Below are 13,221 nucleotides of genomic sequence, written 5' to 3' on the forward strand. Positions count from 1 at the left end.
GAGGAAGGAGCCGAGCATGACCACTACCGCATCGACTACCGGGGCGCGAGAGCACGCCCGTGCCCAAGCGGCGGCGGCCGCGCTCGACGGTCCCGCACTGCCGCAAGAGGTTTCGGCCGACCGGATCACCTTCGCGCAGCGGATACCGGCCGATGGGTATGCGAATGTGGTGCTGGGGCGCGGAACTCGGGTCCGGCTGGGCGATCCGGGCGGCGCGGCGTGCGCGCATCTGCTGCTGTTGCGCGCGGAATCGCCGTGGGAGCGGCTCAATGTCGCCGATACGGTGAAGGTGCCGTGGCAGGCGTATCTCGGCGTCGGGCACCCGCTGCTGTCGGATCAGGGGCGGGTGCTGGCCACCGTCGTCGCGGACTCGTCGGGACACCACGACGCCCTGTGCGGCCCGAGCGGCACGGCGCGGCAGGCCCTGCGGCTGGCCGGCGCCAAACACGGTCTCGCGCCACGGGATATCGGGCCGACCGTCTCGTTGTTCCGGGGCGTCCGGGTCGACGCGGACGGCGGCCTGGCGCCCTCGGGCGGGGCGGGCGCGGGTGCGGCGGTGGATCTGCTGGTCCAGCTGCCGGTCACGCTGCTGGTCGCCAATGCCGCGCATCCCCTGGACCCCACCCCGCCGACCGATCTCGACATCGTCGCCTGGCCTGCTGTCGAAGAGCTCGCCCGCCAGCACAATTCGGATCCGGAATACCTGCGCGCCGTCGAGAACACCGAACGGGCCTGGCGCGCCGCACGCACCCTGGAGGCACTGTGACCACGCTCGCCCGCACCGTCGTGCTGGACCAGACCGTTCCCGCCCGCGCGCCCTGGTCGGCGGTGGTGCGGGCCGGGCACCAGCTGGAGATCATCGACCTGCACGGCAATCAGGCAGTGGACTGCCTGCTGTATTCGGCCGCCGACCACGCCGACCGCTACAGCGCCCAGGCAACCGTGGCCGCGCAGCGCAATATCTTCCTGACCACCGGCAGCGTGCTGCGCACCGACGCGGGCACGGCGTTGATGACGGTGGTCGCCGACGAGGTCGGCAACCACGACACCGTCGCGGGCGCGTGCTCACAGGAATCGAACACACTGCGCTACGGCCACCACACCCGCCATCAGCACGCCTGTGTGGAGAACTTCCTCACCGAGGCGCTGCGATGGGGCCTGGGCAAACGGGACCTGGTGTCGAATATCAACTGGTTCATGAACGTCCCGGTGGAGGCCGACGGCACCCTCGGCATCGTGGACGGGTTGTCGGCGCCGGGCAAGAAGGTCACGCTCCGGGCCGAGATCGACACGCTGGTGCTGGTGTCGAACTGCCCGCAGATCAACAACCCGTGCAACGGCTTCGACCCGACTCCGGTGCGCATGGTGGTGACGCGATGAGCAGCGTGGTCACCGGACGCCCTGCGGCGGAGAGTGATTCGGCACGCACGCGCGACGAGACACCCGGCCGCGACGGTCCCCGTCTGGAGGTGATCCGGCCCGGAATGCTGACGACGATCCAGGACTGGCCGGGCCGCATCGGATACTGGCACGTCGGAGTGCCGCCGTCGGGCCCGATGGACGATCTGTCGTTCCGGCTCGGCAACCGGGCGGTCGGCAATCCGGAAGGGGCGCCCGGACTGGAGTGCACGCTGGCCGGTCCGGCGCTGCGGTTCTGCGAGCCGGCGCGGCTGTGCGTGACCGGGGCGCCCGTGGCCGTCTCCGTCGATGGGGTGCGCGTCGCGCAGTGGCGGACCGTCGAGGTCCCCGCCGGTGGCGTGCTGGAGGTGGGGACCATCCCGGGCCCCGGCATGCGGTGCTACATCCTGGTCGCCGGTGGGCTCGCGGTGCCCGAATACCTCGGCAGCGCGGCGACTTTCACGCTCGGCCACTTCGGCGGCGACACCGGGAACGCCCTGCGGTCGGGTGACATTCTCACACTCGGCGCCGCGCACGGCCGGGCCGCCACCGCGATACCCGCCGACGAACAGCCGGTATTCACCCACCGCTGGGAACTCGCGGTCACCGAGGGCCCGCACGGCGCGCCGGAGTTCTTCACGCGCACCGACTTCGACACCATCCTCGCCACCGACTACGAGGTGCATTTCAACTCCGACCGCACCGGCGTGCGGCTGATCGGACCGAAACCGCAGTGGTCCCGCGCCGACGGCGGCGAGGCCGGACTGCATCCGTCGAACATCCACGACACCGCGTATTCCGTTGGCGCACTGGACTTCACCGGTGACACACCGATCCTGCTCGGCCCGGACGGGCCGAGCCTGGGCGGCTTCGTCTGCCCCGTCACCGTTACCGCCGCCGACCGCTGGAAGCTGGGGCAGCTGACGCCCGGCGACACGGTGCGCTTCGTCCCGGTGCGCGCCGATCGAGCCGCCGCACCGAGCGCGCTGGGCCCCGCCCGGCGCGCGGGCTGGCCGTTCGTCCTGTCCGGCGGCGGCGACGGCGACGACGGCGTGCTGGCCCGGGGCGAATCCGACGCCACCTCGGTCACCTATCGGCGTGCCGGTGACGACGGCGTACTCGTCGAATACGGCGACATGACACTGGATCTGGGGCTGCGAGCCCGCGTGCACGCCCTGCATCGGCACCTGTTGCGGCAACGCGAGCCGGGCATCATCGAACTCACCCCGGGCGTGCGGTCGCTGCAGGTGCGCATAGACCCGGATCGACTGTCCACCGCGACCGTGCTGCACCTGCTGGCCGACGCGGAAGCGGCGCTGCCCTCGGCCGAGGACCTGGTGGTGCCCAGCCGCACCGTGCACCTGCCGCTGTCGTGGGACGATCCGGCCACGCGGGAGGCCATCACCCGCTACATGCACGGCGTGCGCGCCGACGCGCCATGGTGTCCGTGGAATATCGAGTTCATCCGCCGCATGAACGGCCTCGCCGACGTGCAGGACGTCTACGACACCGTGTTCGCGGCCGAGTATCTGGTGCTGGGACTGGGTGATGTGTATCTCGGCGCGCCCGTCGCCACGCCCACCGATCCGCGTCACCGCCTGGTCACCACCAAATACAACCCCGCCCGCACCTGGACGCCGGAGAACGCGGTCGGCATCGGTGGCGCGTACCTGTGCGTCTACGGCATGGAGGGGCCGGGCGGCTACCAGTTCGTCGGGCGGACCACGCAGGTGTGGAACCACCGATCCTTCGCGGCGGCCCGGTCCGGCCGTCCGGCACTGCCCCATGACGAGAACCCGTGGTTGCTGCGGTACTTCGACCGGATCCGCTGGTATCCGGTGTCGGCGGACGAATTGCTGGAGCGGCGCGCGGAATTCGCCTCCGGGCGTTGCGAATTGGAGGTCGAGGAGGGGGAGTTCCGGCTGGCCGAGCACCGGCGGTTCCTCGACGACAACGCCGACGAAATCGCCGACTTCCGTAGCCGCCAGGCCGAGGCATTCGGGGCCGAGCGCGACTCGTGGCGGTCCGCGGGCGAACTGGCCGAGGCGGCGGGATGAGAACAGACGGCCGAGCGGCCGGGAAGGTCGACTCATGAGTGTGTGGATTCATCGGCGGCCCGAGCCGGAAGTCGCGGCCGAGATCGCCGCGGCGGCGGGACCGCTTCGCGGGTTACGACTGGCCGTGAAGGACAACGTGGACGTGGCCGGACTGCCGACCACCGCGGGCTGCCCCGACTTCGTCTACGTGCCGGACCGGGACGCGGCGGCGGTGGCGGCACTGCGGTCGGCCGGTGCCGTCGTGGTCGGGAAGACCAATCTCGATCAGTTCGCCACCGGGCTCGTCGGCACCCGCTCGCCCTACGGCGCGGTGCGCAACGCGCTGCGGCCGGACTACGTCTCCGGCGGTTCGAGTTCCGGGTCGGCGGTGGCCGTCGCGCTCGGCGAGGCGGATATCGCCATCGGCACCGACACCGCCGGATCCGGCCGGGTGCCCGCCGCCTTCCACGGCATCGTGGGGATCAAACCCACGGTCGGTGTGGTCGGCACCGCGGGCGTGGTGCCCGCCTGCCGTTCCTACGACTGCGTCACGATCTTCGCGGCCGACGTCGCGTCGGCGAATCGGGCCATGGCCGTCATGGCCGCCGGTGCGCCCGATCGGCCTTGGCCCTCCGACGTCCGGCTCGCCGCGCCGCCGAGACCGGTTGTCGCGGTGTTCGATTCGCTCGACGCGTTGGATCCGGTGTGGCAGGTGGCCTTCGACCGTACCGTCGCGGACCTGCGGGAGCGTGGCGTGCGGATCGTGACAGTCGATCCCGAGCCGTTCCTCGCCGCCGCGCGGCTGCTCTACGACGGCGCGTTGGTCGCCGAAAGGTATTCGGCTGTAGGGGAATTCGTCGACACTCAGCCCGACGCGGTCGATCCCACCGTAGGCGCGATCATCGGCAAGGCGCGCGATATTCCCGCCCACCGGCTGGTCTCCGATCTCGCCGAGCTGCAACGGCTTCGAGATCGCGCGATGGACAGCCTGCGCGACGCCGACGCGCTGCTCGCTCCCACCGCACCGATCCACCCGACGATCGCCGAGGTCGAGGCCGACCCGGTCGCAGTGAACTCGCGGCTCGGCACCTACACGAACTTCTGCAATCTGTTCGATCTGTGCGCGGTCGCGGTACCGGCCGGGACCGCGGGTGAGGCGCAGTTCGGCGTCACGGTCTTCGGCCGCGCGTTCGACGACACCGTGGCGCTGGACATCGCGGCTCTGATCGCCCAAGGGGACAAAGGGTCTCCGCTCGACGATCCGGCCTGGCCGCTGAGGGTCGCGCCGGTGCACGAGCTCGTGGTGTTCGGCGCGCACCTGCGTGGGCAACCGCTCGAGCATCAGCTGACCGACCTGGGCGCGCGCTGGGCCGGGCCCGTCCGCACCGCACCCGCTTACCGGCTGGGCGCCCTCGACACCACGCCGCCCAAACCGGCGGTGACCAGATGTGCCGACGGTGAGACGGGTGTCTCCGTCGCCGGTGAACGCTGGCTGCTCTCCCCCGCCGCGCTGGGCCGCTTCCTGAGCGGGCTACCGGCCCCCATGCAGCTCGGTGCCGTCGAACTCGACGACGGCGCCTGGACCACCGCGTTCGGCTGTGATGCCGCCGCGGCGGCCGCCGCCGAGGACATCAGCGAATACGGTGGCTGGCGGGCGGCGCTCGCCGCCGGAGCGGTCTGACCCGCGCCGGGTCGGATGGTCACGGCAGTCGCGGTCCCGCCGCCGCGGCCGCCCGCAACCCGTTCGCCCACAGGTCACCGGCGATGTCCAGGCCCAGCCGGACGCCGCCGATGTGCTGCGACAGGTCCATCCGGCCGTCCGCGTCGACGGCGAAGGCGTCGAAGCTCCAGTTCACGCCGAGGAATACGCGGCTGCGGCCGTTCTCCTCGATCATCTGCCACAGCCCGCCCGGGAAGGTGCGCGTGTGGCGCGGGCGCCGGATCCCGCACCGGTCGACGCCGGTGCCGTCGAGTTCGTCGGAGACGAAAGTCATTCCGTCGGTGAGCGTGTCGGGTCCGTCCGGGCCGATGCCGCAGTAGCGCCGGGTGATCTGCAGGGCGGCCGCCCCGAGCGCGGCGTGACCCGACGGGTACGCCGGGAACGGCGGTGTGGCGGCGGGGACGCCCGGTTCGTTGGTGCGGGCCGCGCCCAGCGGCAGCCAGAACGGGTCGCACAACGCGTCCCAGCCTCGCGCCGCAGTGCTTTTCGGGCCCATCGACGGGTCGTGTTCTCGAATTCCGAGCACCGGACGCCACAGGTCGTGCCGGTACTTGTCGTCCCAGGCCAGGATGGCCGCGTCGGCCATGGCGGCATTGACCAGGGCGAACAACCGCGCGTTCGCCGCGAGCCCGTGCCGCCGGGTGGTGGCGACCGCGCGCACGATCCGGTTGTACAGCCGGGGCGGAGTGCCGATCTTCTTCGCGCCGTCGTAGCCCCAGAAGGTGCCGATCAGGGTCTCCTCCGGCGTGCGGGGCGACAGGCCCGGCGGCAGCGCGCCGGACTGCTCGGTGGCGATACCCTTGCCGCGCACCTGTTTCAGCGCGCGCTCATAGGCGGGGTCGGTCTGCTTGGGCGGGGCGTCGAGGGTGTGCCGGGTGGTGGCCGCGAAGCAGCGCGAGCGGGCGCCGTAGTGCGGTGCGTAAGAGCCCTGGCCCGGATTCACCGGGTCCGCACGGTGTTTGAGCGGATCGAGGCTCGGGCGATAGCCGAGGCCGTCGAGTCCGGGGTCGGCGGCGCGGGCCGCCAGCATGGCGTGGCCGACGGCGAGACCGTGCGCGCTGCCCGTCCCGGTGCCGGGACCGTGCAGCCCGGCCTGCTGCAGAGCCGCGTCCAGCCGGGCGGTCTGCGCCGGATACAGCGCGGTGAGGGTGGTGTGGGCGGCGACCGCGACGGCCGCCTCGGCGCAGGCGCCCGGCGGGGCGACCGGCGGCGTGGTCAGATAGGTGCCGTGCGCCGCGGGTGTGATGCCGAAACAGGCGTCGTGCATGGCGAGGTGGGTGATGGCCAGCGCGCGGGAGCTGCCGACCGGTCCGCGCACACCGCGTTCGGCATGGTGAATGTCGGTGTGCGCCACTCGATCCGACTCCAGTGCCACGCTGTTCCAATACAGGATCTGATCCACTTGTCTTCCTACTCGGGGTCTGTCGCGGCACCGGCCCGCAAGGAGCGCTGCGACTCGACGGTGTGCCCTCCCATCCGAGCATGCCCGTGTGGAGCCGGGATTACGGCAGTAGTCGACTACCCGATTCGGCAATGGCGTGCGGTGGACGGCCGAGTATCACCTTTGCGGGTGCGCGCCTTTCGCGTCACGGCACCGCTGAGAGAACTGCGTGCGGTAGACCGCCGAGTAGCGCCTTTGCGCGCGAGCGCCTTTCGCGTCACCGCACCGCTGACGGAGCGGAAGAGACAGGCGCACACCGCCTTCGGCGGATCAGCTAGGTTTCACCACCGCAAGCAACTCCGGCCCATGGGAATCGAGCCGCCGCTCGGTGATGCTTGCGACCAGCAGCGTCGCGCCGCAGGCCAACGCCAGCCCGACCGGCAGTGCGCACCACTGGACCACCGCGCTGTGCAGGTGGGCGCCGAGTCCCAGGATCGCGAGCACCGGCAGATTCACCAGCAACTGCCCGAATCCCACGGCGAGCTGCACCAATGCTCGTGCGCAGCCCGGGTTCCCGCCGCCGCCCGCGAACGGGTTGCCGCGCTGCGGCGGCAGCGGATACGCCGCGTATACCGACAGGAACAGGGCGGTGCTCACCCCGACACCCACGAACACCGGCAGCATCGACACCGCCCAGGGGTAGAACTCGGCGTGCCCCAGCGCTCCGGGCAGGATCAGCGTGAGCAGCAGCGCGAACGGCCCGACCAGCACGATCCAGGCGATCATCCGCCCGCGCACGTCGGCCCGGCTCGCGCCCGGAACGACCAGGGTGTGCCACAGCGCGGTGCCGTCGAAGGCGTACATGTTCGCGCTGGCCATCGCGGCCATCCACACCACGAAGGTGCCCGTGAACGGCACCGGGACACCCGCACCCTGCAGCGACAGCAGCACCGGCAGCACGATGCCGAGCAGCAGCAACGGCAGCAGCGCGGCGCGGCGACGGCTGTCGCGCCACCAGGTGCGCAGCTCCTTCGTCACCACGGCCCCCACCGGCGTCGCGGGCGCGAGCCGTGCCAGGAGGCCACCGCCCGACCGCACCCGGACCGGACCCGCGGGCGCGGCGGTCGTGATGAGCCTACGGCGCAGCAGCACCGCCCAGACCTGCCACAACAAGGCCGACAGCAGCGCCAGACCCAGCAGGCACAGCGCCGCCAGCCACCACTGTCCCCGCGCGGCCGCCTCGACGGCGTAGGGCGCCCAGCCCGAGGGCGGTATCCGCAATGCCAGCGCGATCGGTGGCGCCGCGTGCTCCAATTCCGGTGCGACAGTGGTGATCAGCAGTTGCATCGGGTAGTAGGCCAGGCCCGCCAGCGCCGCGAGCAGCACACCCAGGTCCCGGCCGCGCCGCGACCGCATGGCCGCGCCGATCCACGCCAGCATTACCCGCGACAGCACTACCACGAAGACCAGTTGCAGCACCGTGCCGAGCACCGCGGCCACCGTCGCCGCGATCCCGACCTGGGCGGCCAGCAGGACCAGGCCACCGAACGCGATCAGGTTCACCACGGCCGCCGGGCCCGCGAACGCGGCGGCCAGCAAGCCCGTCGCCAGCTGCCGGTAGCTCAGTGGCAGCAGCCGGAAATGCTCGGGCTGCAAGGTCTCGTCACTACTTCCGGCGAGGACGGGGCCGCACAGCCAGCCCAGTGTCCACACCGCGTAGAGCGCGGCCGCGACGTTGATCGCCGATCGGAGGTCCCATTCGTGCCCGGCCAGCGCCGTGAACAAGGCGGTGAGCCCGGCGGCGAGCAGTCCGAACACCAGCCCGATCCAGAAGGTGACCGCCGCCTTGCCGCTGCTGAGCGAACGAACGGTCAGCCGCCAGCGCATCCGGATCAGGACGCCAACCACGACAGCCCCTCCTCGCCGCCGACGCGACCGCCCACCAGCCGCACGAACGCCTCCTCCAAGGTGCCCTCGCCGCGCACCTCGGCGACCGTGCCGGTGCTCACGACCTGTCCCCGGTTGATCACGGCGAGACGGTCGCACAGGTTCTCCACCAGCGCCATCACGTGACTCGACAGCACCACCGAGCCGCCCGCGGTGACGAAGCGCTGCAGGATGGTGCGGATGGTGCCGGCCGACACCGGGTCGACGGCCTCGAACGGCTCGTCCAGCACCAGCAGTTTCGGCGCGTGCAGCAGCGCCGTCGCCAGTCCGATCTTCTTGCGCATACCCGCGGAATAGTCGACCACCAAGGTGTTCTCGGCGCCGGTGAGTTCCAGGACGGTGAGCAGTTCCGCCGCCCGCTCGGCCACAATCGGGACGGCCATACCGCGCAAAAGCCCTGTGTAGGTGAGCAATTCACGACCGGTGAGCCGCTCGGGCAATGCCAAGCCATCCGGAAGCACTCCCACGATCGCCTTGGCGCGCACCGGATCCGCCCACACGTCGAACCCGAAAATGCGCGACTCCCCCGCATCCGGCCGCAACAACCCCACCGCCATCGACAGCGTGGTCGTCTTCCCCGCCCCATTGGGCCCGACCAACCCGAAGAACGACCCCGGCGGCACCGTCAACCCCACCCCGTCGACCACCCAGGGCCCCCCGAACCTCTTGTACAACCCGCTCAGCTGCAGCGCTGGACTATCCGCCTGCATATCTCCCCTTCCCCTGGACGCGCGTCACGTCCGTAAGTAGGGATCGTCCCACGCGCGACCCACGCAACACCGCCCGTCCTCGATCACCGCGCCGATGACGCCCGCAACTCCACGACCGAGCCGGTCAACCCCGCATCGCTCCCTCAGGCCAGACGACCTCGACAGGCAGCCCCCTCTCCCGAGCAAGCGCGACGACACTTCCGGTACCACTACGCTCGCCGGATTGCCCATCCCACACAGCGACCAGCAGGTCACAAGACCCAAGCACCGCATCATTCGCCGCCTCGTAGGCATCGGCGTCAGCATCGGCGAAGTCCATCACACGGACCGATTCCGCACAGCGCAGCAGATCATCGAACTGCCCGGCATGATCAGGCTTGACCTTGCGCTCCCGATAATTCCGCGAGGGAATGACAACCTCCAAACGCCCACCGACGTCGAGAACAGCCTGCGCGAACACCGAATCAGCACCGCGAGCAATACAACTGATTCCCACCAACTCGGCAGGATCGCCTGCTCGCTCGAGAACCCGGACGACCTCCGCATACACCAGCGGCACCGTCTCCGCCGTGATGTTCATGTGCCCAGTAACCCCGACCCGCACTCCCACTCCCTCTATGTCGACAAAGCAACCATCGGCTGAATACGGTCCCGCAACTCCGCAACCGCTCGGACCCGCACCAGCTGGCCGGGTGCGGCGCCTGCGCAGGCGGATTCAGACCATCGGATTCACACCCGCCCCGCGAATGTACAACCGATCTCGTTTCAGGTTTTCAACCACTTTTCGATTTCAGCGAACGTGCACATTCCGATGATCGGCTCACCGTCAGTGGCATCATGCAGCGTCCACAGGTTTGGCGACAAGGGTTCTCGCAGCAGGTGGTAACCACCGCGGCGGGCATGGAACATGAGCTGCTGATATCGCGGCCCGTTCGGTTCGGCTGTCATGGGATCCGGCTGTTCGTCGCTCATCGTGCCTGCCTTCCGGATGTGGCGGCGACACCCTCGGCAGGAGGGCGATAGGTACTCCAGAAATGGTTGTGCACCTCATCCCACAAGGCGGCCAGACCAGGGAAACGCTCCCGCACCTCCACCAAATCGGGGGCATGGGCAAGAGAGCACGCGAGCAAGGTCTCTACACCGGAACGCTTGCGCACCGAGAGCATTCGAATACAGCTGCCGTGCAGCCGCCATTCGGCAACCCATCCATCCGCCTCCGTGGTCCGGGATCCGTTCATGAACGGATCTCCGGCCCGACGACAGCGGCCAACGCCGCTGTGCCGCCGCCTTCCACACACCGACCGATACGGCAGGCGCGGTGTCGTTGCATCAGCTCATGCGCCAACTCGATCTCCGGAAACCGGCACAAACCCGGTAGAGCAACGTAATGCACATCCGACCTGATTCTGTTGTCCGGTCCCGGGTTCGAGTCCGGCACTTGTGCGTTCGTCATCGCCTGCCTCCCATCGTTAGTTGCTGCCGTCGTTGCGGGCTGATCCGAGTCTTGCGCGATAGTTACGACGATCGAAGGCATGCGACCGCCACGAAACCGCTACGCTGCAGGTACGGGGGAAATCGGCGCGGAGGGGCAGGTGCGCGGGCTGTGATCGTCGTGGGGAAGTGGACAGGTGTCGAGGTGCGCGCGCTTCGACTCCGAGCGCTGCGGTGGACCCAGCCGCAGCTCGCTGAGCGGACCGGATTCAGTGAAGGCGTGGTGCGCAAGTGGGAAGCGCGGGGCGAAACGATCACCCTCAGAGGTCAATACGCCGAGGGCATGGACACGCTGCTTCGAGGCTTGGATCCAGAGCAGCACGCCCGATTCGAAATGGCGCTCACCGAGATTGGTAGAGGTTCGATCGCGGACGGCTGTCCCGTCATTCCGCAGGGTGTGCTGGACAATCAGTCAGGCATCGCGGCTGGCATAGACGCGGAGCGACTGGCGTATATCGCGGCGCATCCGAGACGTATCGATCGGAAGGCCGTCGATGACCTGTCCGTCGTGCTGGCGGCGTGGCGGAAGCTTGACGACTCGGTGGGATCCGAGGCGGTGCTGCCAGCGGTGAATGGGACTGTGCAGATGGTTGAGCGGCTCGTTCGCGAAGCGCATGGCTCGATTCGCCCTGATGTATTGAATGTCGGCGCGCAGTGGTTGCAACTGGCGGGGTGGTTGAACACGACCACCAAGCGGCATACAGTGGCTCGGGCCATCCACGACCGGATGTTGGAGTGGGCGGTGGAGCTGGATGACCCCGACCTGATCTCGACGACGCTGGGCGCCAAAGGGCATCGTGCGTGGACCGAAGGTGAATTCGGCCCGATGATCGGTTTGTCGGAAGCAGCGAGTCGGTACAAGCAAGCCTCCCCCGCCGTGCTGGCAGTGGCGGCTCAGCAGGAGGCGCGCGGTCACGCCCTCGTCGGCGAGGCAGAGGAAACCGAGCGCCAGCTGGACAGAGCCGACGAATACGCGGTACGCGCTGCCGCTGAGCCAGACCGGATTCCACCATGGTTGTACTTCCACAGCACGGATCTCCTTGTGCTGCAACGCGGTTTGGCCTACAAGTTCCTCGCGGAATCCGGCCGCCCGAAGTATCGAAGCAAAGCGGTAGCGGTACTGACCGCCGGACTGGCGGGTCTCGACCGGGAAACCCGCGAATCCGATTGGATGCGCTGGTATGTCGACCAACTCGCCGAGTCGGTGCATGGTGGCGACTGGCGAAAGCACTGATTCGGAGCCGGGTCGTTCGGGCTAGCCTGGCGAACGATCGGGCCGCGTACTGCGCTTGGGAGGAGTGCGATCTCGGCGGCCCGAGGACGCATGTGCTACTTGCGCTGGGGAATGTAAGGACACCGCATGAAACCATCCACCCGTAATTCGCACCGCGAAACTCGAGCACGCAACCTCGCACGTGCCTCCGTTGTCTCCGCGCTGCTTTTCTGTCCGGTGACCGTGCCGGTCACCGTCGCACTCGGCGCTCCGGTGGCGTTCGAGTTCGCCGACGGACGCGACCCCGTCGATCATCGGCTGGAAATCGCCGACCGCGCCGCCCCGGCTCGGTCCCAGCGGGCGCCATCGAAACCCGCTCCGCCCAAATCGACTCCGCCCAAATCGACTCCGCCGAAGCCGGCGCCACCGAAGACCACCCCGCCGAGGACACCGCCCCGCGACAGGGAGCATCATCACCACCACTATTACTACAACGACCCTTACCTGCTCCCTTCCAATCCGCCACCGTGCAACGGGATCTGGTTCGGAAGCGGTTGCGCGAAGGTGAGTTGAGTGGCTCCGGCCTCGAAGAAACGACCTAGCGGAGCAGCGTGGCCGGATCGATGGTGAATTCGAACGGCGAGTGCAAGGTGGCGGGTTCGCCCGCGGAGATGCGGTGAGTGAGTTCGTATTCACCGTTTTCGCCGCGAATGTGAGCGAACAACACCGGAACGGATTCGCCAGGAAGACGACCCTTGAAGGAATTGGTCTCGATACGCCAGTAGTTCGGAATGCCCGCCTCGGCGTAAACCGCCGGCTTGACGAGCCGGTCCTGCAAGGTCGTGGACGCAGAAACAATTTCCACAGCCAGAACAACCTGCGCCACGGCGACGCCTCGCTCCTCCATCGGTCTCTCGCCAAGGCCGACGACCAGATCTGGAATGGGCTCATCATCACCGATCAGCACACCGATGCCGGGAGCGACCCAATAGCCCTCGGGTAGCACACTCAGAAGACCGACCTGCAGGCTTTGCAGGACGAACTGATGCTTCGGCTTCGGTGCGGCGTTCACGATGAGCTGGCCATTCAGGACCTCGTACCTGATTCCGTGATCGGGCAGGTTATCGAGGTCGGCCGCGGTCCAACGCTCCCCCGCAGGCAGTAGCGCGGACGACCGTTCGGGAACCGGCATCGCCACGGAAACCACCTCCTACTCGCTGACCTGTGGCAGCGCTGGTCGCCGCCTGCGTTTGGAGTCTACCCAGCAGGTACGACACCGGGCCGGTGAAAGGTACTGTTCGCACCCTGCACCGGCCCGCGCGGAT

The 13,221-nt window shown here is 69.0% G+C and carries 11 protein-coding genes; 5 read left to right on the top strand and 6 right to left on the bottom strand.

The window, feature by feature from the left end; all coding sequences use genetic code 11:
- The first annotated feature begins 16 nt into the window (after window positions 1-16).
- Genes NWFMUON74_RS31485 through atzF form a run of 4 tightly spaced genes read left to right on the top strand, consistent with a single transcriptional unit; the run spans window position 17 to window position 5,115 of the window.
- Window positions 17-766 carry a DUF1989 domain-containing protein gene (locus tag NWFMUON74_RS31485; RefSeq protein WP_187685342.1) on the top strand — a complete coding sequence of 250 codons (750 nt, stop codon included), beginning with the start codon at window positions 17-19 and terminating at the stop codon, window positions 764-766.
- Window positions 763-1,380 carry an urea amidolyase associated protein UAAP2 gene (locus NWFMUON74_RS31490; RefSeq protein WP_187685343.1) on the top strand — a complete coding sequence of 206 codons (618 nt, stop codon included), beginning with the start codon at window positions 763-765 and terminating at the stop codon, window positions 1,378-1,380. Before NWFMUON74_RS31485 ends, NWFMUON74_RS31490 begins: the two co-directional genes overlap by 4 nt.
- Window positions 1,377-3,455 (top strand): 5-oxoprolinase/urea amidolyase family protein, encoded by a 2,079-nt coding sequence (locus NWFMUON74_RS31495; protein WP_187685344.1) that lies wholly within the window; start codon window positions 1,377-1,379, stop codon window positions 3,453-3,455. The genes NWFMUON74_RS31490 and NWFMUON74_RS31495 overlap by 4 nt, the downstream gene beginning before the upstream one ends.
- 34 nt (window positions 3,456-3,489) lie before the next feature.
- Window positions 3,490-5,115, top strand: coding sequence for an allophanate hydrolase (gene atzF, locus NWFMUON74_RS31500; RefSeq protein WP_187685345.1), 1,626 nt, complete (start codon window positions 3,490-3,492; stop codon window positions 5,113-5,115).
- A 19-nt stretch (window positions 5,116-5,134) separates the two neighbouring features.
- On the opposite strand, the gene NWFMUON74_RS31505 is transcribed toward atzF, so the two are convergent.
- The 5 genes from NWFMUON74_RS31505 to NWFMUON74_RS31525 form a co-directional block, all read right to left on the bottom strand.
- Window positions 5,135-6,556, bottom strand: coding sequence for a vanadium-dependent haloperoxidase (locus tag NWFMUON74_RS31505; protein ID WP_187685346.1), 1,422 nt, complete (start codon window positions 6,554-6,556; stop codon window positions 5,135-5,137).
- Window positions 6,557-6,865: 309 nt separating this feature from the next.
- Window positions 6,866-8,443, bottom strand: coding sequence for a hypothetical protein (locus tag NWFMUON74_RS31510; protein WP_187685347.1), 1,578 nt, complete (start codon window positions 8,441-8,443; stop codon window positions 6,866-6,868).
- The gene (locus NWFMUON74_RS31515; protein ID WP_187685348.1) at window positions 8,428-9,192 is read right to left on the bottom strand and encodes an ABC transporter ATP-binding protein; all 765 of its coding nucleotides are present in this window, start codon (window positions 9,190-9,192) and stop codon (window positions 8,428-8,430) included. The genes NWFMUON74_RS31510 and NWFMUON74_RS31515 overlap by 16 nt, the downstream gene beginning before the upstream one ends.
- A gap of 124 nt (window positions 9,193-9,316) precedes the next feature.
- On the bottom strand, window positions 9,317-9,772 hold the full coding sequence (locus NWFMUON74_RS31520; protein ID WP_187685349.1) for a hypothetical protein: 456 nt from the start codon (window positions 9,770-9,772) through the stop codon (window positions 9,317-9,319).
- A gap of 185 nt (window positions 9,773-9,957) precedes the next feature.
- Entirely contained in the window at window positions 9,958-10,164 is a 207-nt protein-coding gene (locus NWFMUON74_RS31525; RefSeq protein WP_187685350.1) for a hypothetical protein, read from the bottom strand.
- A gap of 631 nt (window positions 10,165-10,795) precedes the next feature.
- Between NWFMUON74_RS31525 and NWFMUON74_RS31530 the strand changes: the two genes are divergently transcribed.
- On the top strand, window positions 10,796-11,917 hold the full coding sequence (locus NWFMUON74_RS31530) for a helix-turn-helix domain-containing protein (protein ID WP_187685351.1): 1,122 nt from the start codon (window positions 10,796-10,798) through the stop codon (window positions 11,915-11,917).
- 577 nt (window positions 11,918-12,494) lie between these two features.
- Here NWFMUON74_RS31530 and NWFMUON74_RS31535 read toward each other — a convergent pair.
- Window positions 12,495-13,088, bottom strand: a complete 594-nt coding sequence (locus NWFMUON74_RS31535) for a Uma2 family endonuclease (protein WP_187689538.1) — start codon at window positions 13,086-13,088, stop codon at window positions 12,495-12,497.
- Window positions 13,089-13,221: the final 133 nt, after the last annotated feature.

This window comes from Nocardia wallacei, from assembly GCF_014466955.1.
Lineage (GTDB): Bacteria > Actinomycetota > Actinomycetes > Mycobacteriales > Mycobacteriaceae > Nocardia > Nocardia wallacei.

Coding starts and splice junctions, on each gene's coding strand:
- NWFMUON74_RS31485 (WP_187685342.1), top strand. CDS start 17: ATGACCACTACCGCATCGACTACCGGGGCGCGAGAGCACGCCCGTGCC.
- NWFMUON74_RS31495 (WP_187685344.1), top strand. CDS start 1,377: ATGAGCAGCGTGGTCACCGGACGCCCTGCGGCGGAGAGTGATTCGGCA.
- atzF (WP_187685345.1), top strand. CDS start 3,490: ATGAGTGTGTGGATTCATCGGCGGCCCGAGCCGGAAGTCGCGGCCGAG.
- NWFMUON74_RS31515 (WP_187685348.1), bottom strand. CDS start 9,192: ATGCAGGCGGATAGTCCAGCGCTGCAGCTGAGCGGGTTGTACAAGAGG.
- NWFMUON74_RS31520 (WP_187685349.1), bottom strand. CDS start 9,772: ATGAACATCACGGCGGAGACGGTGCCGCTGGTGTATGCGGAGGTCGTC.
- NWFMUON74_RS31525 (WP_187685350.1), bottom strand. CDS start 10,164: ATGAGCGACGAACAGCCGGATCCCATGACAGCCGAACCGAACGGGCCG.
- NWFMUON74_RS31535 (WP_187689538.1), bottom strand. CDS start 13,088: ATGCCGGTTCCCGAACGGTCGTCCGCGCTACTGCCTGCGGGGGAGCGT.